The organism is Pseudarthrobacter oxydans (assembly GCF_034258515.1).
Taxonomy (GTDB): domain Bacteria; phylum Actinomycetota; class Actinomycetes; order Actinomycetales; family Micrococcaceae; genus Arthrobacter.
On sequence record NZ_CP139438.1, the window covers coordinates 3,949,471 to 3,968,728 of the forward strand.

Sequence of the window (19,258 nt, forward strand, 5' to 3'; positions counted from 1 at the left end):
CACTGGACAGGAGGCTGCGGTGGCTGAGACGACGTTAGCCAAGGCGGGCGTGGCGGAGCTGATGGCCGAACTGGCCGGGCTCGAGGACCCGAGGGCGCGCGAGGTGAACGAGAGGCACGGGGATGACCACGGCGTGAACCTCAGCAAACTGCGTGCCATCGCCAAGCGGCTCAAAACCCAACAGGAACTTGCCCGTGACCTCTGGGCCACGGGCGATACCGCGGCGCGGCTGCTGGCGCTCCTGGTTTGCCGGCCGAAGGCGTTCGGGCGTGGCGAACTGGATGCGATGCTGCGGGAGGCGCGGGCGCCCAAGGTGCAGGACTGGCTGGTGAACTACGTGGTGAAGAAGAACCCGCACGCCGAGGAGCTGCGGGTGGCCTGGCTGTCCGATCCTGATCCGGTAGTAGCAAGTGCCGGCTGGGCTTTGACAAGCGAGCGCGTGGTGAAGGCGCCTGACGGCCTGGACCTTGAGGGGCTGCTGGACGTCATCGAGGCGGAGATGAAGGACTCCCCGGACCGGCTGCAGTGGGCCATGAACACCTGCCTGGCCCAGATCGGCATTGTGCACCCCGGGCTCAGGGCCCGCGCGCTGGAGATCGGCGAGCGCCTGGAGGTGCTCAAGGACTACCCCACTCCCCCGGGCTGCACCTCACCGTTCGCCCCCGCGTGGATCAACGAAATGGTGCGCCGGCAGGCGGGGCACTAAGGGCCGTCACCGGAAGTCGGCCGTTGATTCCTTCGCCACTTCCAGAAGCGTGGTTTGGAAGGCAATCTCGGCTGCGGCCCGCACCCTGTCGTGACGGTGCGCGAGCAGGACCCGCCTTGAGGGTGCGGTAGTGCCCAGGGAGACGATGCTGACCCCCGGGTGTTTGTTGACGACGGCGGTTCGAGGCGCCAAGGCGATGCCGAGCCCCACGCTGACCATCGCCTGGGCTTCCTGGTAGTCATTGGCGTGGAAGGCGATCCGGGGGGTGAAACCCGCGGCACGGGCGCTTCGTTGGAGCACCTCCACCACCGGGTGCGCTTCCTCGCGGACAATCCACTCCTCATCGGCAAGGTCCGCCATGTCAACCTGCTTGCGCCGGGCCAGCCGGTGGTCCTTTCCCACAACGAGGGCGGTTGCGTCCTCGAAAACCGTGGTGAGGGCAAAGTCCTCGGCGTTGATCCTGCTCCATTCGTAGTCCCAGAGGAGGGACATGCCCACCTGCCCGTTCTCCAGCATCTCGACCAAGTCCTCAAAGCGGCTGCTGCGCACATGCAGCTCAATGGCAGGGTACTGGCGTTTGAACTTGCTGATGACCAAGGGAAGAAACGAACCTCCCAGCGTGGGGAAGGTTCCCATGGTGAGGCTGCCCCTGTTCAGCCCGGCGATTTCGGCGAGGTCCGCTTCGGCAGCCGCCATCTGCCTGAGGATGCGGCGCGTGTGCGCCGCCAGGACGTGGCCGGCATCCGTCGGTACCATTCCGCGGGTCTGTCGCTGAAGAAGCGGCTGGCCGATCTCCGATTCCAGTCGCCGCAGCTGCTGGGACACGCCTGACGGCGAGTACACGTGCTTCTCGGCCGCTGCCGTGATGGATCCGAGCTCCACCACGTCCAGCAGCAGTTCCAGCCTTCGAACATTGAGCATCGGCACGGACTCCTTTGAAGTGTTGCTTACATCCCCTTAAGGATTTTAGCCTGCACCTTCATCCACAGCCGAACGGGGACGGGCCGCACGCCGTCGGAGTCAAGGAAAGGGCTGCCATGACCTTCGAAATGCCCGTCCAGCCGCCATTTGATTGAAGTAAAAGTGCAAGACCCTGCAAAAAATAGCGTTTGTAATTCAATGATGGGGCGGATCACACTAGGTCCTAGCCGAAAGGCGGAACGGCCCACAGCAGGGCCCAGGAAGGTGTGAAAGCAATCATGTTTAGAATCCCAGCAGCGTGGATGCGGGGCGGAACCAGTAAGTGCTGGGTGTTCGAATGGGACAACCTCCAAGTCCCCGGAAAGAGCGTTGACGAAGTCCTCCTTCGGCTGTTCGGCAGCCCGGACAACCGCCAGATTGACGGCGTGGGCGGGGGAACCTCCACGACCAGCAAGGCTGTGATCCTTTCCCGCTCAGCCAGCGCCGAGGCAGACGTTGACTACACCTTCGCCCAGGTGGCCGTCGAGGAGCACAGGGTTGACTGGGGAAGCAACTGCGGCAACTGCTCAGCGGTGGTGGCACCGTACGCAATCGATCGGGGCTGGGTTGATGCCGGCCAGGAAACGACATCCGTGCGGACGCTGAACACGAACACCGACCAGCTCATCCTGCAGAAGGTTTCCACCCCGGACGGCAGGCTCCAGGAGACCGGTACCCTCATGATTCCGGGCGTTCCGTTCCCGGGGCTGTCCGTGGGCATGGGTTTCTTCGATCCTGCAGGACGGACAACCGGGAAGCTCTTCCCGACCGGAGAGCCGGTGGAGAAGGTGACGTTCGACGGGCGGGAAATCCCTGCCACCCTGATTGATGCCGGTGCGCCGCTGATCATCCTGGAGGCTGCTTCCGTGGGACTCACCGGGAATGAGACAGCCGGGGAGATCGATGGCCAGGCTGAACTCCTCGTGCACCTGGACGACGTGCGGCGGGACGCAGCGGTTCGAATGGGCCTGGCCGCCACGAGGGCCGAAGCCGAGCGTGCGATTCCGAAGCTCGCGCTGGTGGCCCGGCCGTCCTCGGATGAGGGAGCCGACCTGGTGGTCCGGATGCTGTCAATGGGCAAGCTCCACCCGGCGCTGGCGATCACCGGAAGCGTCGCCCTGACTATGGCTGCACAGCATGAAGGCACCGTGGTGCGGGACCTGATCTCCACCGACGCTTCTTCCGGGCTCGCCATGCGGACTCCTGCGGGCCTCGTCCAAACCTGGGCCGAGACCCGCGACGGTGTCCCGGTTGTGGGCACCCTCCGAAGTGCCCGCCGCTTGGCCGATGCAGAACTGTTGCTGCCAGAGACCTGGTAAGCGCGCAACCACAACAATCTGCCCCTCGCGCGCTCCTGGAAGGCGCTGCGCCGAGATAGGCACCCGATCAAAAGGATCATCTCAATGACGAGCAACAAGTCATCCTTGGAACCACCCGGAACCGCTCCGCAAGAGGCACTTGCCGGGCAGTACGAAGAAGCGGACCTGCCAGAGCCGCCCAAGCATTCCCGGCGGACCATCCTTTCAGCCGTCGGCGCCTTCGCGTTGCTGGGCACCGCCACCACGGTCCTCGGCGGAAGCCTGCTGAACCCGCCCTCCAGCACCGAGGACGGGGACTTCAGCGGCGAAACCCTGGAGTTCCTGATCCCCCTCGCGTCAGGCGGCGGAACCGATACCTGGGCACGTTTCATCGGCACCGAACTAACCAACTATGTTGCGGGCCGCCCCGGTTTTGCGCCCGTGAACGAGGCCGGCGGCGAAGGCATCCTGGGCACCAACAGGTTTGCCCGCTCGGCAAAGACAGACGGCACGGAAATCCTGGTGGGCACGGCATCGACCGTTGTCCCCTGGGTCCTGGGCCGCTCGGCCGTGAAGTATTCCTTCGAAGACCTCAAGCCCGTCGTCGTCAACGGCACCGGCGGGGTCATCTATGCCCGCGCCGAGGCCGGGGTGTCCGGTCTTCAGGACCTGATAAACCGGGATACGCCCCTGGAATTCGGCGGCATCAGCGCCACGGGCCTGGACATCACCACGCTTGTTGCCTTCGACCTGCTCGAAGCGGACGTGACAAGCACCTTCGGCTTTGAAGGCCGGGGACCGGTCAACCTGGCGCTCCAGCGCGGGGAAATCGACCTGGACTACCAGACCACCTCGGCCTACGGCTCAGCCGTTGCCGGCATCGCCAAGGAGGGCAAAGCCGTTGTGCTCATGTCCTTTGGCCAGCTGGACGGAGCAGGCAACGTTGTCCGGGACCCCAATTTCCCTGATGTACCCACAGTCGCCGAGGCCTACGAAACGCTCCACGGAAAGAAACCCGCGGGCGAGAAGTTCGAAGCGTACAAGACCCTGCTGGGACTGACCTACACCTACCAAAAAGGACTGTGGGTTCCGCAGGAGACACCCGAAAAAGCCTATGAGCTGCTCCGCAGTTCCAGCGAAAAGCTCGGGACCGACAAAGGCTTCCAGGAAAAGGCCGCCAAAGTCCTCGGCGGCTACCCCCTCGTCGCGGACACCGGCGTGGCAGACCGCGTCCGGGACGCCTACTCCGTCAGCAACTCCGTCCGGTCCTATGTCACAGGGCTGCTCGCGGACAAATACAACATCCACGTTGAATAAGGACCATCATGCTTGACTCCGCAATGGCAGCGCTGGCATCCCTCGCTGATCCCTCCCTCCTCATCATGCTCCTGATCGGCACCGTAGCCGGCCTCATCATGGGCCTCATCCCGGGGCTGGGCGGCACCGGCGCCGTCGCAATCCTCCTGCCCATCACTTTCGGCATGGAACCGCCCCAGGCGCTGGCCCTCCTGATTGGAGCCCTCGCCGTCGTCCATACTTCAGACACCGTTTCCGCCGTGCTGCTCGGCGCACCCGGATCCGCGTCTGCGAGCGTGACCATGCTGGACGGTTACTCCATGGCCAAGAAAGGACAGGCAGCCCGTGCCCTGACGCTGGCGTTCCTCTCGTCAATGGCCGGAGGCATCATCGGCGCAATCGGCCTGACCCTGGCGATACCGCTTGCCCGGCCTCTCGTGCTCTCCTTCGCCAGCCCGGAACTGTTCATGCTGACCGTCCTGGGCGTAGCCCTGGCCGCAGTCCTTTCGCGGGGAAACATCATCAAGGGTGTCTCCGCCGGACTCCTTGGCCTGGTCCTCGGCATGGTGGGAACCTCACCCACCACGGCCGAGGAACGCTTCACGTTCGGCAGCCTGTTCCTCGGCGACGGCCTGTCGCTCGTGGCCGTTGCCCTGGGAATCTTCGGCCTGGCCGAAATCGCATCACGTGCAAGCCAGCGGCGCGGACAAAGGGAAACAATAACCCTCGGCGGCGGCTGGGGCCAAGGCATCCGGGAATGGCTCAGCCACTGGACCCAGGTCATCCGCGGAGCGCTCATCGGCATCTGGGCCGGCGTCCTCCCCGGCGTCGGTGCCACCGCAGGAACCTGGCTGGCCTACGGACAGGCCGTTGCCACCGCCAAGGACAAGCGCCAGTTCGGCAAGGGCGATCCGCGCGGAATCGTCGGCCCCGAAAGCGCCAACAACTCCGTGGAGGCCGGCGACCTGATCCCCACCCTTCTCTTCGGCATCCCCGGCGGCGTACCCTCCGCGATGCTCCTCGGAATGCTCCTCACATACGGCATCCAGCCCGGTCCTTCGATCATCACCGAGCACCTGGACCTGATGTACCTGATCGTCTGGTCCTTCGCCATCGCATCCATTCTCGGAGCGCTCTTCTGCTTCCTCAGCGTCAAGCAGCTGGCAAAGCTGACTAAGGTCCCCTTCGCCGTCCTGGCCGCGGGACTCGTGGCCGTTATGCTCCTCGGCTCATTCCAGGAGGGCGGCCAGCTGGGCGACCTCTGGGTGATGATCATTTTGGGCGTCTTTGGCTGGCTGCTGAAGTCCACCGGGTTCCCGCGGGCGCCCTTCCTCATCGGCTTCGTGTTGGCAATCCCGCTGGAACGCTATTACTTCCTCACAGACAGCCTGTACGAAGGCTTCGACTGGATGGCCCGGCCCGGTGTCCTGGTCTTCCTGGCGATCCTGGTCCTTCCGATGATGTGGGCCTTCGTCAAGTTCATCCGCGCCCGCCGCCAGACCAACCTCGACGACGGGCACAGGGATGAGCAGCCCGAGGACGACGAAGCGCCCCTGAAGAACTCGACCTGGTCCCTGGCAGCATCCGGCATCTTCGCCGTCGCGTTTGCCGCAGCCCTCATATCATCGGCGTCCTTCTCACCCGAGGCCAGGCTCGTCCCCCAGCTGGTGAGCATCGGCGGACTGGCCTTCTCCGGGATCCTCCTCTTCACCGAAATTCGGGCAAGGGTCCGCACGAGGGCCGATCGGGCCGGCTGGACGCTCGATGCAGGCTTCGCATTGAAAACCTTCGCATGGATGACCGGTTTCCTGGCACTCACCGCAGTATTCGGATACCTCGTGGCCGTGACGGTTTTCATTCCCGCGTTCCTGCTGGTGGTCGCAAGGGCCCGCCTCAAGGTCGCGGTCATCTATACAGGGGTGCTGTATGTCGTGCTCCTGGCGCTCCCCTCCCTGCTGCCGATCGACCTGCCGCAAGGCTGGCTCAACACCCTTGTCTAGCAGTCCCTACCCCCTAAACCATTGGAGAAAGACAAATGACGGTACTCGTGGCCTATGCGCCCGCCCCCGAAGGACGGGAAGCACTCACGGAGGGCATCAAGGAAGCGCACCTGCGAAAGTCGGATCTGCTGATTGTCAATGTGGGCCGGGGACACCATGACCTCGACGATCACGAGATTGCGGAACTGGAAGGCAAGCTGTCCGATGCCGGGCTTGCCCTCACTGTCGAATCCTCCGTTTTGGCCGACCCGGGAGATGCAGTGATCCAGATTGCGCAGGACCGCGACGTCGAAATGGTAGTCATCGGCCTGCGGCACCGCTCCATGGTGGGCAAGCTCATTTTGGGAAGCACCGTTCAGCGGATCCTCCTGGACGCCACTTGCCCCGTGCTCGCCGTGCGGGCCGACAGGCTGTAGGTACAGGCACGACCTGCCGGACCCCCGTCCGGCGCGCGTGCCGCCGTCCACGCACTCCATCGCAACAGGAAGCCCGAGAGACGGGCGCGGAGGACGGCGCGCACGCACAGGAGGCAGGGCCATCTCCGGGCCCTGCCTCCCCTTATGTGGCCATCTTTTCCGATACGCCGGACGAAGGAATCTCAATGATGTTGTCAACGAGGAATCCCGTCCGGAGGCCCCGGTTCCCGCTGTAGTTTCGGCGCCTAATAGACACGCCCAACAGTCAGCCGTCGCCTTAACTGCAAGACCTTTCTCAAACCACGCTGCAGCCGCCTCACGCGGAGCCTCGGACAACGAACTATCTACACGCAAGAAACTGCTCCCCGGAAGTCAGAACTGAATTCCTCAGTCCAAACTCCGGGGAGCAGTTCAGTGTGCAGGGGGCGCTTCTTATGGGCTGGTTTGCGGCTTACGCCGGCTACTTTAGCCGAGCAGGGTGGCGATGAGTCGCATGGAGGAGGCGATGATGGCGATGAGGCCGATAGCGCCGAAGAGGTTTTGCCACCATTTGTTGCGGAGTTCTCCCATGATGGAGCGCCTGTTGGCCATGATGACGATCAGCACGCCGAGCATGGGGGCGATGAGTACGGTGAGGGATTGGGCGATGACGATCAGGGCCACCGGTGAGGACTGGAAGGTCAGGGTGATGATCAGGCCGAAGGCAAGGATGATGCCTGTGATGATGCGGGCTGTGGGTGATCCTGCTTTGGCCCCGCGGCCCAGGCCGTCGGAGAGCATGGTGCCGCCCGCGGTGGCGTTGGCGATCATGGATGAGAAAGCGGCTCCGGAGAGGCCGAGGGCGAAGATCTTGGCTCCAACGGGGCCCGCCAAGGGTGCGAAGACGGAGGCGAGGGCGTTGATGGTTCCGGCTTCGGCTCCGGTCTTTCCCAGGACGGCTGCGGCGACCATGATAACCAGGGCGGTCATGATGCCGGGTGCGACGATGCCGGGGATGGTGTCAACGAGGGTGATGTCGCGGTAGTCGGCGCGGGTGCGGCGGTGTTCCTTGATGCCGTAGGAGGTGTAGAAGGCGGCGTTGATGGAGAAGTTGGTTCCGACGAGGGCGACGATGAGGATTTCGCTTCCGGGCGGAAGTGTCGGGACCATGCCTTCCATGGAGCGGTACCAGTCGGGTTGGGCGACGACGGTGCTGGCGATGAAGGCCAGGCCCATGAGGACAACGATGACCAGCAGGGCCTTTTCGACGATGCCGTAAACGTTTTTGAGGGCCAGGACGAGGCCGACGGCAACGGTGCAGACAATGGTCCAGAGGACCGGGGACCCGCCGAAGACCAGGGACAGGCCGAGGCCGGATCCGACGGCGTTGCCGACGGAGAACATCAGCGTGATGCCAAAAACGCCGAAGCCCGCAAGGATTCCAACCCATTTGCCCAGGTGTTCTTTGATGGAGGTAATCAGGGACGTGGGTGTTGCGATGCCGAGCCGTACGCTCATGTCGGTGAAGAAGATCATCAGGATGGTGGAGACGGCGATGACCCACACGAGACTGTAGTCGAAGCGGCTGCCTGCCTGGACGGCGGTGGTGAGGTTGCCGGGGCCGAATTGCCAGGCTCCGACGACGAAGGCGGGGCCCATAAGGGCGAGGTAGCCCAGGAATGTACGGGGCTTCTTTGTGGTGCCTTGGGCCGGGTTTCCTTGCTTGGTTGCCATCTTTTCTTCCCTGGTTATGGGGCTGGTGATGGTCTTATTCTGCTCGCGCATCGGCGAGTCCTCCTTTTACAGCGACGTTGCTGGGGGTCGTCATCGACCGGGATGGAGAGTTTGAGGCTTGGAACGGGTGGCGGGCCCGCAGGCCCGCCACCCGGAAGGATCCGGGGCGAGTGGATCAGACGCTCGCGGTGACACTGCCCAGGTTCGCGGATTTGAGGGCCAGTGCGATTTCGTCGCCTGCGCCTTCGGCCAAGGGAAGCAGCGGCGGGCGGACGGTTGCGTGCTCGAGGATGCCGCGGGCGACGAGGCCCTCCTTGAGGGCGACGGTGCCTTCCATGTGGGAGCCTCGGTGGTAGACGTTCTTAGTCACGGGCAGCAGGCGGTCATGGATCGCGCGGGCTGCAGCATAGTCCTTGGCCTTACCGGCGGCGATGAGTTCCACCAGCGGCTCCGGGGCGAGTCCGCCGTAGCCGACCAGTGCCCCGTCGACGTCGAACATGGTGTGGAGCAGGTATTCATCATGGCAGGTGAGGATCTGCAGGTCTGGATAGTTCGCGCGCAGGACGGGGATCTCGGTGTCCCAGCGCTTCATGTTGCGGACGCCGTTCTTGGTGGCAAACACGCCTTCCTGGCCGGCGATCTCGAGCTGGGTTTCCAGGTCATAGGTGGCCTTGGTGGCATCCGGGTACTGGAAGAGGATCAGTGGCAGGCCGGAGGTTTCGTAGATTTCCTTGTAGCGGGTCTGCGGGGCGCCCTTCTGGTAGCCGAAGCGGAGCCATCCGTGGGACGGATAGACGAGGCCGGCCTCGGCGCCGGCTTCAACGGCACGCTTGGCTTCCAGGGCAGCGACGGTGTTACCTTCACCGGTAATGCCGGCGATGATCGGGATTTCGCCATTCACGGCGCTCTTGAACTCACGGATGACGAGCGCCTGCTCGTCCTGGGTGAGGAACGTTCCTTCCCCCGCGTGGCCCAGGACCACCAGGCCCTTGACGCCCTCGATGCTGGCCAGCCAGCCGCCGAGCCGGTGGATCGCGTCGACGTCGACGCTGCCGTCGCGGTTGAACGGGGTTACGGGTGCGGGGACCAGCCCACGGAGATCGATGGTCATTTGAGCTACCTCTGTCTTCTTTGATGGTCGGCAGTCCCGCTATGATGAGAACGTTTGCGGGAACGTTTTCAATATTGCAACGTGTTCCACCTCACTGTCAAGAGAAGGTTTGCAAAAAGGAGGAATAGAGTGTCTGGTACGCCCCTTTTGAAGAGGAGAACCGCCATGGAACCGGCCGCCCCCGGCACGATCGTCACGCTTAAGGACGTTGCTGCGGCCAGCGGCGTGAGCATCTCCACTGCCAGCCGCGCCCTGGATGAACGTATGACGTCGCGTTCCGCTTCTGCAGCCCACGTCAGGAAAATAGCCGAGGAGCTTGGCTATCGTCGCAACTCTTTTGCGTCCAACCTGCGTAGGGGTGAGACCCGGACCCTCGGAGTGCTCGTGCCGAGGCTCAGTGATACCGTCATGGCCCTCATGTTTGAGCAACTCGAGCGGGCAGCCTCGGACCGCGGGTACTTTGCCATGGTTGCTACCAGCGGCGATGATCCCGACGACGAACGCAGGGCTGCCGAAACACTCCTTGACCGCAATGTCGACGGGCTGATCCTTGCCACGGCCAGACTTGACGACGACCTGCCCCGGCATCTGCGTGAACGGGGCGTGGCGCATGCGCTGGTGCTGCGTACCGATGGGGTTAGCCCCTCGGCCCTCGGCGACGATGAGGTGGGCGGATACCTGGCGGTCAGGCACCTCATTGATCTCGGGCACCGTGACATAGCCGTTGTGACCGGGCCGTCATTCACCTCCACCGGGATTGGCCGCCTCGCCGGCGCGCGCAAAGCCTTGGAAGGAGCCGGCCTTAAGGCGCGTGAAGAATGGCTGATGGCCGCTGGTTACGGCATCGAAAGCGGGGTTGCCGCCGCGGAATCATTGCTGGCCAGCGATACGGGGCAACGCCCGACTGCGGTGTTCGCTGCCAATGACAACCTGGCAATGGGGGTCATCGCGGCCGCCCACCGCCTGGGCATCACCGTGGGAGACGACCTTGCCCTGGTCGGCTACAACGACATACCACTCTCGTCCCGCCTCTCAATCCCGCTCTCTTCCGTGCGAGTGCCCCTGGATCAGATCGCAGGCAACGCGATAGACCTCATCGTGAACCCCGGAAAAGAACCCAGGATCCGGAAATCCATGCCAACACTCATACCCCGCCAATCGAGCGGCCCACCCCGACACTCCGCACCACCCGTTCCCCACGTCTCCTAGGGCGCCATCAGCGGCGCCATCTGGACCTTGTCGCCTCAGCGCGGGAGATTCGCTCAAGGCAATAACGGCGATCTTTCACCGACGCACGCCCGTCAGGCCGCCGCAGGAGCAGCCGTTACCAGATCACCAGGCACAGCAACCAAAGCCATACCCGCCTCCCCTGGGTAGCCACGACCCTACAACGGCCGCGGAACTGAGCCCGGTAACAACATCAGGACAGCCACCATGAGGCTGCGCAGCCAACCGCAGACCCGGTGAAAGCCGACACCCGGGACGGCTTATCCCGGGCACCGCCCGCCGCAGCCGTATCCTGCTGGTGGCGGCCGCAACCACAATCCTGGGCGCCCTCCCGCCGGGCAACACCATCTTCAGCCCGGCAGCCGCCACGGAACCGGAGCCTGCCATGACAGCTGTTCAGATCATCCCACTCGCCATCCTCGTGGTGATGTTTATCGTCGCCACGAAGTGGCCGCTGAACATCGGGGTGATGGGGCTGGTGGCGTCCTTCGGCGTCGGCTACTTCATGCTTGGAATGACAGATAGGGAGATCCTGGCGGAGTTCCCCGCCAGCATCGTCCTGACCATCATTGGGGTCACCTACTTCTTCAGCATGGCCCAGCGGAACGGCACGATCGACATCATTGTCCAGACGTGCGTGCGCCTCGTGAGGGGAAGGACCCTGCTGCTTCCCTGGGTGTTCTTTCTCATGGCCGCTGCACTGACGGCACTGGGAACCTTTTCCCCCGCCGCCGTCGCCCTGCTGGCCCCGGCCGCCATCGGCTTTGCCTACGAATCCCGCATCCATCCCGTGCTGATGGGCGCCTTCATCATCAATGGCGCCCATGCGGGGGGCTTTTCCCCGTTGTCCGTGGCCGGCGTCCTGGTGCACGGGATTGCAGCGGAAAACGGCTTTCCCATTTCCCAAGGCTCGCTTTTCGCCGCGAGCTTTGCCGTCAACCTCATCCTGTCAGTCCTGACCATCGTGCTGTTCGCCCTTACAGGCAGGCTTCGCGACAGTAAGGGTGGCCAGCACGCGGATGTTGATACGTCACCTTCCGGGCGCCCGCATGGCCAGCAGATCGTCACTCTGGCCTTGATTGTGGTGATGCTGGTGTGCACGCTGGGCTTCCGCATGCCCATCGGTTTTGTTGCCCTTTCCGCCGGCCTCCTCCTGGCACTGATCAACATCAAGGAACACCAGACCTTCATCGGCGGCATCTCGTGGTCCACTGTCCTGCTGGTGGCGGGCATGATCACCTATGTCTCCCTGCTCCAGCACGTGGGAGTGATTGATACCCTCGCCGGGCATGCCCTGGCATTGGGCGCGCCGCTGGTCATTGCCCTCGTCCTTTGTTATGTCATCGGCGTTGGCTCGGCCTTTGCCTCCTCAACAGCTTTGCTGACTGCCTTCATCCCGTTGGCGGGCCCGCTGCTGGCCACCAGTTCCCTGAGCGCCTCCGGTACGGTCGCCGCCCTGGCCATCGCCGCCACAGTGGTTGATGTGTCCCCCTTCTCCACGGACGGTGCGCTGATCGTTGCCAACGCACGGGAGGATGACCGGCAGCGCGTATACCGCCAACTGATGGCCTACGCCGGCGCGGTGGTGCTGGCCGGCCCGCTGCTGGCCTGGGCCTTGCTGGTACCGATGGGCATCGTGTGAGCGGTCCGGGCGCCTCGCAGAATGGCGGAACCCCCGCGCGAGTCTAGCTCCAGCGCGGGGGCTCCCTTGCTTCCGTGTTGGGGAACGTGGAAACAGACAGCAATCTATCCGGTGATAGCTTCCGCCAAAGTCCAATTCGGCAGATCACCGCGAATATTGATCGAACCTTGAGCAGAACCTGAGAGTGCCCTTGGATCGAACTGCCTCTGATGCCCTACGTCCAGTCCGACGAGAAATCCAGCGGCGGCCACCACCGCGTCCGCGTGTGGACAGCGAACCTGCGTCCGGTGACCTCGGTGGGGTTGATCCGAACCAGGTGCTCCTTGAGGCCTGGTTCCCAAGGTTCACGGTCCGGGTCCGCAAGCTCCAGGGGCAAGACGCCGTCTTCCACGGGCTCGGGAATGCCTTTGACCACCACGCTCCACACCTCGGTGCTGTACGCGTTCAGCCCGTCCGTCTCCAGCGCCACAGCGGCCCCTGCGAGCAAGGAACGCAACTTGGTGCCAGGGGCAGTCCGAAAATAGAGTGCCTCCTCTGCCGCCACGATGTTCACCGGAAAAATCTCGGGGGCGGTCCCGTTGATGACCGCCAGCCTGCCGATGTACGAGGAGCGCAGGTACTTCCAGCACTCCGCTTCAGTGAGGACCTCGGTGTTCGATCCCGGCTGTGTCATGCCCATGGCCATGATCCTAGACTTGCCCGGCAGGCTGGCGCAGCTCCAGGTATTCCTTCAGCGCCATCCAGGTGGCCTGTTCCCGGCGGTTGCCCACGGCCCTCACCAGGGGTCCGAGAAGCCGCAGCGGGCCGTGCGGCTCCAGCCTCCAGACCCAGCGGAGCCTGCAGTGGTTTCCTTGCGGGGCGAAAGTCAGTCCGCCGGTGATGTCCAGGCCGGCAGTCCGGCTGTGCGATTTCAGCGAACGGGGACGGTTGAACCCCGTGCATTCGATGGTCACGCGGGAGCGGCGCCGCCCCTTCATGACGGCGGCGTACCGGGTCCCGAGCCCAACGGGCCCGGGCGTGAGCTTCTCCACCTGCATCATGCGTGGGTTGTAGAGGGGCTCGTTGGTTTCGTCCGCCACGAAATCGAAGACTGCCTCGATCGGGGCGGCGATCACTATTTCTCCGATGATCGGCTTCATCGTTCCCTCCAACGCCGCCGTCCGCAGGACCCGCGGCACGGGCCCTGCGAACAGCTTTGACTCAACCTGGCAGGAGCGGAAGTGCCGAAGGTCCCTCAGCCCTGGGGGGCCAGCTGCCTGCTTTCAGCAAGCCTGATCCAGGTGTCCACCACGGTGTCCGGGTTGAGGGAGACGGACTCGATGCCCTGGTCAACCAGCCACTCCGCCAGGTCGGGGTGGTCGCTGGGGCCCTGGCCACAGATACCGACGTACTTGCCGCGCTCCCTGCAGGCCCGAATTGCCATTGCCAACAGCTTCTTCACGGCAGGATCGCGCTCATCGAAGCCCCCGGCCACCACCGCCGAATCCCGGTCAAGGCCCAGGGTCAGCTGGGTCATGTCGTTGGAGCCGATGGAGAAACCGTCGAAGTAGTCCAGGAACTCGTCCGCCAGCAGCGCGTTGGACGGCAGTTCGCACATCATGATGACCTCGAGGCCATTTTCGCCGCGCCGCAGCCCGTTCTCCGCGAGGAGGTCGATAACGCCGCGGGCCTCGTCCAGGGTCCGCACGAAGGGGATCATGAGCTTGACGTTGGTCAGGCCCATCTCGTTGCGGACGAAGGACAGCGCCTCGCACTCGAGGTCGAAGCAGTCCCGGAACGAGGGATCGAGGTAGCGTGAGGCGCCGCGGAAACCGAGCATCGGGTTTTCTTCGTGCGGTTCGTAGGCGGGCCCGCCGATGAGGTTGGCATACTCGTTGGACTTGAAATCGGACATGCGCACGATGACCGGCTCAGGCGCGAAGGCGGCGGCGATGGTGGCCACACCCTCGGCCAGGCGCTTGATGTAGTAGTCGCGCGGGCTGTCATAGGCGGCGATCCGTTCCCGGATTTCATCAGCCACGTCCGGCGCCTGGTCCTCAAGGTTCAGCAAGGCTTTGGGGTGGATGCCGATCTGGCGGTTGATGATGAACTCGAGGCGGGCAAGGCCCACGCCGTGGTTGGGCAGCTGGGCAAAGGTAAACGCCTGTTCCGGCGTTCCCACGTTCATCATCACTTTCACCGGCGCCTCGGGCAGTTGGGTGATCCCGGTTTCCTCGACCGTGAAGTCCAGCAGCCCCTTGTAGATGACCCCGGTCTCGCCGTCGGCGCAGGAAACAGTGACCTCGACGCCGTCGGACAGCGCATCAGTTGCGTGGCCGGTTCCCACAACCGCGGGGATCCCCAGCTCGCGGGCGATGATGGCGGCATGGCAGGTCCGCCCGCCGCGGTTTGTGACGATGGCGGAGGCGCGCTTCATGATCGGTTCCCAGTCGGGATCGGTCATGTCCGCGACGAGGACGTCGCCCGTCTGGAATGCCGCCATCTGGTCGAGTGCGGTGAGGATGCGGACGCTGCCGGCGCCGATGCGCTGGCCAATGGCACGGCCTTCCGCCAGGACCGGGCCGGTTTCGTTGAGGCGGAAGCGGGTCTGGCTGCCGGGGGCACGGCGGGACTGCACGGTTTCCGGGCGTGCCTGCAGGATGTACAGGCCGCCGTCAATGCCGTCCTTGCCCCACTCAATGTCCATGGGCCGGCCGTAGTGCTTCTCGATGGCGACGGCGTGCCGGGCGAGCTGCTCGACGTCGTCGTCGCTGAGGCTGAAGCGCGAGCGCAGGGAAGCCTCCACCGGCACGAAGTCGATGGTGCGGCCCACTTCCTGGCTGTTCGTGTACGTCATCTGGAGGGCTTTCTCGCCCAGGCCGCGCTTAAGGATGGCGGGGCGGCCGGCCGCCAGGGCCGGCTTGTACACGTAGAACTCGTCCGGGTTCACGGCACCCTGGACGACGGCTTCGCCCAGGCCGTAGGAGGAGGTGACAAAAACGGCGTCCTGGAAGCCTGATTCGGTGTCCATGGTGAACATGACACCGGAGGACCCGACGTCGGAGCGCACCATCCGCTGGACGCCGGCCGAAAGTGCCACGTCGGCGTGCTCGAACTTGTGGTGGACGCGGTAGGCGATGGCCCGGTCGTTGTACAGGGACGCGAAGACGTCCTTGATGGCCTGCAGGATGTTCTCGATGCCGCGGACGTTCAGGAAGGTTTCCTGCTGCCCGGCGAAGGAGGCGTCGGGCAGATCTTCGGCGGTCGCACTGGACCGCACCGCCCAGGAGAGGTCCGCGGAGCCGCCGTGCTTCTCGACCAGCTGCTGGTAGGAGTTCCGGATCTGTTCTTCGAAGTCCGGGAGGAAAGGCGTCCCGCGCACCAGGGACCGGATCTCCTGGCCTGCTGCGGCCAAGGCCGTCACATCATCAGTATCCAGGCCCACCAGCCGGTCGGCGATCTTCTGGTCCAGGCCGGAGTCTGCCAGGAAGCGGCGGTAGGCGTCAGCGGTGGTGGCGAAACCGTCCGGCACCTGTACGCCGGCGGAGGTCAGGTTCTGCACCATTTCGCCGAGGGAGGCATTCTTGCCGCCCACCCGGTCCAGGTCCTTGAGCCCGAGTTCGGAGAACCACAGGATGTCTGTTGTCATAGTTGCTGCTCCTTTGCAGAGGGTCGCGCACCTACCCGCATCCGCGCACGGCGGACGCGCGTAGGTGCGCACAGTTCCTGTCCACAGTGTCAGGTCTCCAAAAGTCCTGCCACATGACGTGCGCCACACTGGACTTGTGAAACTTTTCCCTAATGCTTGAGGTTCATCTTCTGGAGGATGGTCGCCGCCATTTCCTCAATGGACACGCTGGCCGAATTCAGGTACGGAATCCCGTAGGACTCGTACAGGCGCTCCGCGCTGCGCAGCTCGAACCCGCACTGGCGCAGGGAAGCGTAGGGGGAGCCGCGCCGCCGTTCGGTGCGGACCTGGCTGAGCCGCAGCGGATTCGTGGTCAGGCCGAAACACTTCGAAACAAAGGGCCTCAGCGGTTTCGGCAGTCCTTCCCGCTCAAAGTCCTCGTCCACCAGGGGAAAGTTGGCGGCGAAGATCCCGTGCTGCAGGGCCAGGTACATGGTGGTGGGGGTCTTGCCGCACCGGGAGGGGGCCACCAGGATGACCTGTGCCTTCTCCAATGCGCGCAGGCTCTGGCCGTCGTCGTGCTCCATGGCGTACTCCACCGCGGCCATCCTTGACTGGTATCGGGCAGCGTTCCCCAGCCCGTGCGCCCTGCCCGGTTCCCCGCTGGCCGGCGTGCCGAGCCCCTGTTCCAGGACTCCAATATGGGTCCCGATGAGGTCCACGACGATGCCCTGGCAGGTGCCAAGGATCTGCCGTATTTCGCCGTTGACCGCCGTGGAAAAGACAATGGGCTGCAGGCCCTTGGCAGCGAGGCCGTCGATGGTCTCGACGACGGAACGCGCCTGCCCCGCGTTGGTGATGAACGGGATTGTTACGCGGTCGAAATTGTTCACGGGAAACTGCGTCAGCAGGGTATTGCCGAGCGTTTCCGCAGTGATGCCGGTGCTGTCCGAGAGGAAGTAGACGGGACGGAGATCGCCGCTGCTCATGGTGCTTTTCGGACTTCCACGGCGGCGGGAAGTATGAGCCGCGGGTCATGGCGGTAGAACGTCATGGGATGCCTTTCGTTCAGCGACGGCGGGGAACGGGTCCGGGCGGTGATGACATCGAGTTTACGGCGGCGGTGGCCCCCCTCGGCTCCGCGGGCGGTTACGTGCCCTGCCCCGGCGGGCGGATGATCCGGCGCCGGGTGGCAGCCGCGATGGCCGCCGTCCGGTTGTCCACGCCGAGTTTCCCGTAGATGTGGACCAGGTGCGTCTTGACCGTCGCCTCCGAAATGAACACCTGTTTGGCAATGGCGCGGTTGGAAAGCCCGGTGGCCAACAGCTCCAGCAGCTGGACTTCTCGCGGGGTGAGGGAGGTGGCCGGGTTGGTGATCCGCTTCATGAGCAGGGCCGCCGCCCGCGGTGCAAGGACGGTTTCCCCCGCTGCGGCCGCGAACACGGCCTGCCGGATCTGTTCCGGCGGCGCGTCCTTGAGCATGTAACCGCTGGCCCCTGCCTCCACGGCGGCCAGGATGTCCGCGTCCGTGTCGTAGGTGGTGAGGATCAGGACGGGCGGCGGCACCGCCAGCCTCCGGATTTCGGCGGTGGCCGCTACCCCGTCCATGCCGGCCCCCATCTGCAGGTCCATGAGGACAAGGTCCACTCCTTCGCCCAGGACCGTGAGCCGCGCCAGTTCCTTCAGCGCAGCCGTGCCGTCGGCCGCTTCCGCAGCGACGGAGATGCCCTCAAACTCTGTGAGCATGGCCCTCAGGCCGGCCCGGACCACCGGATGGTCATCGACCAGCAGGACCCGCACGCTACTCATCGGCGCCTCCCAGGGAGGTGTCATCGAGCGGCAGCCGGATGGCCACCACCGCCCCTTCCCCCGGCACCGCCTCCAGTTCCAGCGACCCGTGGAGTGAATTAACCCGTTGCTGCAGCGAGCGCAGGCCGAAGCCGCTGCCGTCCGCACCGCCGTCGTGCGCTGCACGGACAGCAAGGGACGGGTCAAAGCCGATGCCGTCGTCGTAAATGTCCATGGTCACCTCAGTGCCCAGGAAGGTGAGGGTGACGACGGCGGTGCTGGCGCGGGCGTGGTCGCGGACGTTGGCGAGGCTGGCCTGTGCGGCACGGAGCAGGGTGACCCGGTACGGCTGCGGCAGTTCGACGGGGTCGCCGTCCACTTCCAGCCGGCAGCGGAGAGGCATCCCGCGGGCGGCGGCACCCGATTCAGTGTTCTCGCACAGCCGGCGCAGGGCCTCCACCAGTGTTGTTTCGTGCAGTTTGCGGCGAGGACAGGCCGCGGACAAAGCTGCGCGCTTCGGCCAGGTTGTCGGCAGCCGTCTGCTGCATGAGGGCCACCCGGGATGCGGCAGTGCCCCGGTCCCCGTCAGCCAGCGACTTCTCCGCCGCGCGGGCAAGCAGGACGATGCTGGAAAGGCCCTGCGCCAGCGTGTCATGGATCTCCCGGGCCAGCCGCTCCCGCTCCGCCAGCACCCCGGCCTCGTGCTGGGATGCTGCCAGTTCCTGCCGGGTCCGGCGCAGCTCGTCCGCGGCCCGCCGCTGGTTCTCGGCCTCACGGTAGAGGGCGACGTAGGCAAGGCCGGTGATGACGGCGAAGACGGCGCCAAACAGCGGCCCGACGACGGCTGCCACGTGCGGAACCGGCTCACCGCTGGCGGACCACTGGGAGGCAATGACCGCCGCTGTCATCAGCGCAATGGTCAGCAGCGCGGCGGGCCGGGGCAGCAGGTGGACGTGCAGGAAAAACAGCGGGAAAGCCAGCCAGGCGAACTCGGCGCTTCCCATCAGCAGGAGGGCCCACAGTGCCGTCACCGCGGCCAGCCACTGGATGCCGTGACGCCGGGGGTCGAAGGTGGTCCGGCCTGCGGCAAAGCGGTGTTCCAGGACAGTCCCGGTGAGGTAAACGCCGGCCAGGAGAAGGGCAACTCCGGCCCACAGAAGCGGGAAGGATCCCGCGGATCCCGGTGCAAGCAGCCGGACCACGCCCACCACCAGCAAGGTTGCGAACCCGGTGTGCAGCGCCACCCTCAGCACCCGCAGGATCGCTTCGGATGACGCCGATTCGACGGCGCTCAGCGGATCCCGCGACACACCCTCCCCGGGTGCGCTGAAAGGGGGCAGTGGCGGCGCGGCGGGCATTTCACCAGCTTATGCCGGGCTGGCCGGCGACGCGTCAATCAAAAGGTTGACGCCCGGGTCCACCATTCCTCCTCCGCGGCTCAACTGGCTGCACGATTGCCCGGGCGCCGCCGCGCGGAACAGTGGATTGGGACCT

General features: G+C 64.8%; 15 protein-coding genes and 1 pseudogene. 7 read left to right on the forward strand and 9 right to left on the reverse strand.

Translation table 11 applies throughout. From position 1 onward, the window contains the following. Nucleotides 1–61 precede the first annotated feature (61 nt). Nucleotides 62–706: a DNA alkylation repair protein gene (locus SMD14_RS17985; RefSeq protein WP_409339732.1), complete on the forward strand. Its 645-nt coding sequence runs from the start codon at nucleotides 62–64 to the stop codon at nucleotides 704–706. A 6-nt stretch (nucleotides 707–712) separates the two neighbouring features. On the opposite strand, the gene SMD14_RS17990 is transcribed toward SMD14_RS17985, so the two are convergent. Then, nucleotides 713–1,627, reverse strand: coding sequence for a LysR family transcriptional regulator (locus tag SMD14_RS17990; RefSeq protein WP_157240757.1), 915 nt, complete (start codon nucleotides 1,625–1,627; stop codon nucleotides 713–715). 278 nt (nucleotides 1,628–1,905) lie between these two features. On the opposite strand from SMD14_RS17990, the gene SMD14_RS17995 reads away from it, so the two are divergent. The 4 genes from SMD14_RS17995 to SMD14_RS18010 all read left to right on the forward strand — a co-directional run bounded on the left by SMD14_RS17995 (nucleotide 1,906) and on the right by SMD14_RS18010 (nucleotide 6,676). Beyond that, the gene (locus SMD14_RS17995; protein ID WP_157240755.1) at nucleotides 1,906–2,985 is read left to right on the forward strand and encodes a PrpF domain-containing protein; all 1,080 of its coding nucleotides are present in this window, start codon (nucleotides 1,906–1,908) and stop codon (nucleotides 2,983–2,985) included. A gap of 84 nt (nucleotides 2,986–3,069) precedes the next feature. Beyond that, nucleotides 3,070–4,281, forward strand: coding sequence for a hypothetical protein (locus SMD14_RS18000; protein WP_321214555.1), 1,212 nt, complete (start codon nucleotides 3,070–3,072; stop codon nucleotides 4,279–4,281). Between the two features lie 8 nt (nucleotides 4,282–4,289). Continuing rightward, a complete protein-coding gene (locus SMD14_RS18005; protein WP_321214556.1) occupies nucleotides 4,290–6,260 on the forward strand; it encodes a tripartite tricarboxylate transporter permease in 1,971 nt (656 codons plus the stop codon). A gap of 35 nt (nucleotides 6,261–6,295) precedes the next feature. Further along, the gene (locus SMD14_RS18010) at nucleotides 6,296–6,676 is read left to right on the forward strand and encodes a universal stress protein (protein WP_157240749.1); all 381 of its coding nucleotides are present in this window, start codon (nucleotides 6,296–6,298) and stop codon (nucleotides 6,674–6,676) included. Between the two features lie 465 nt (nucleotides 6,677–7,141). On the opposite strand, the gene SMD14_RS18015 is transcribed toward SMD14_RS18010, so the two are convergent. Together SMD14_RS18015 and SMD14_RS18020 are read right to left on the reverse strand one after the other, a co-directional pair. Further along, nucleotides 7,142–8,440, reverse strand: coding sequence for an Nramp family divalent metal transporter (locus SMD14_RS18015; protein ID WP_321214557.1), 1,299 nt, complete (start codon nucleotides 8,438–8,440; stop codon nucleotides 7,142–7,144). A gap of 124 nt (nucleotides 8,441–8,564) precedes the next feature. Continuing rightward, nucleotides 8,565–9,500, reverse strand: a complete 936-nt coding sequence (locus tag SMD14_RS18020) for a dihydrodipicolinate synthase family protein (RefSeq protein WP_321214558.1) — start codon at nucleotides 9,498–9,500, stop codon at nucleotides 8,565–8,567. A gap of 165 nt (nucleotides 9,501–9,665) precedes the next feature. Between SMD14_RS18020 and SMD14_RS18025 the strand changes: the two genes are divergently transcribed. Both SMD14_RS18025 and SMD14_RS18030 read left to right on the forward strand, forming a co-directional pair. Continuing rightward, the gene (locus SMD14_RS18025; protein WP_321214559.1) at nucleotides 9,666–10,709 is read left to right on the forward strand and encodes a LacI family DNA-binding transcriptional regulator; all 1,044 of its coding nucleotides are present in this window, start codon (nucleotides 9,666–9,668) and stop codon (nucleotides 10,707–10,709) included. Between the two features lie 403 nt (nucleotides 10,710–11,112). Beyond that, nucleotides 11,113–12,369 carry an SLC13 family permease gene (locus tag SMD14_RS18030; protein WP_231755048.1) on the forward strand — a complete coding sequence of 419 codons (1,257 nt, stop codon included), beginning with the start codon at nucleotides 11,113–11,115 and terminating at the stop codon, nucleotides 12,367–12,369. Between the two features lie 214 nt (nucleotides 12,370–12,583). On the opposite strand, the gene SMD14_RS18035 is transcribed toward SMD14_RS18030, so the two are convergent. The 6 genes and pseudogenes from SMD14_RS18035 to SMD14_RS18060 form a co-directional block, all read right to left on the reverse strand. Beyond that, nucleotides 12,584–13,048: a pyridoxamine 5'-phosphate oxidase family protein gene (locus SMD14_RS18035; RefSeq protein ID WP_157240741.1), complete on the reverse strand. Its 465-nt coding sequence runs from the start codon at nucleotides 13,046–13,048 to the stop codon at nucleotides 12,584–12,586. 10 nt (nucleotides 13,049–13,058) lie between these two features. Beyond that, on the reverse strand, nucleotides 13,059–13,508 hold the full coding sequence (locus SMD14_RS18040) for an SRPBCC family protein (protein WP_321214561.1): 450 nt from the start codon (nucleotides 13,506–13,508) through the stop codon (nucleotides 13,059–13,061). 95 nt (nucleotides 13,509–13,603) lie between these two features. Continuing rightward, nucleotides 13,604–15,997: a phosphoenolpyruvate synthase gene (gene ppsA, locus SMD14_RS18045; protein ID WP_157240737.1), complete on the reverse strand. Its 2,394-nt coding sequence runs from the start codon at nucleotides 15,995–15,997 to the stop codon at nucleotides 13,604–13,606. 149 nt (nucleotides 15,998–16,146) lie between these two features. Continuing rightward, nucleotides 16,147–16,965 (reverse strand): pyruvate, water dikinase regulatory protein, encoded by an 819-nt coding sequence (locus SMD14_RS18050; protein WP_321214562.1) that lies wholly within the window; start codon nucleotides 16,963–16,965, stop codon nucleotides 16,147–16,149. A 160-nt stretch (nucleotides 16,966–17,125) separates the two neighbouring features. Then, on the reverse strand, nucleotides 17,126–17,785 hold the full coding sequence (locus tag SMD14_RS18055; protein ID WP_157240733.1) for a response regulator transcription factor: 660 nt from the start codon (nucleotides 17,783–17,785) through the stop codon (nucleotides 17,126–17,128). Then, a pseudogene (locus tag SMD14_RS18060) lies at nucleotides 17,778–19,122 on the reverse strand (sensor histidine kinase). The gene SMD14_RS18055 and the pseudogene SMD14_RS18060 overlap by 8 nt, the downstream one beginning before the upstream one ends. Between the last annotated feature and the right edge of the window lie 136 nt (nucleotides 19,123–19,258).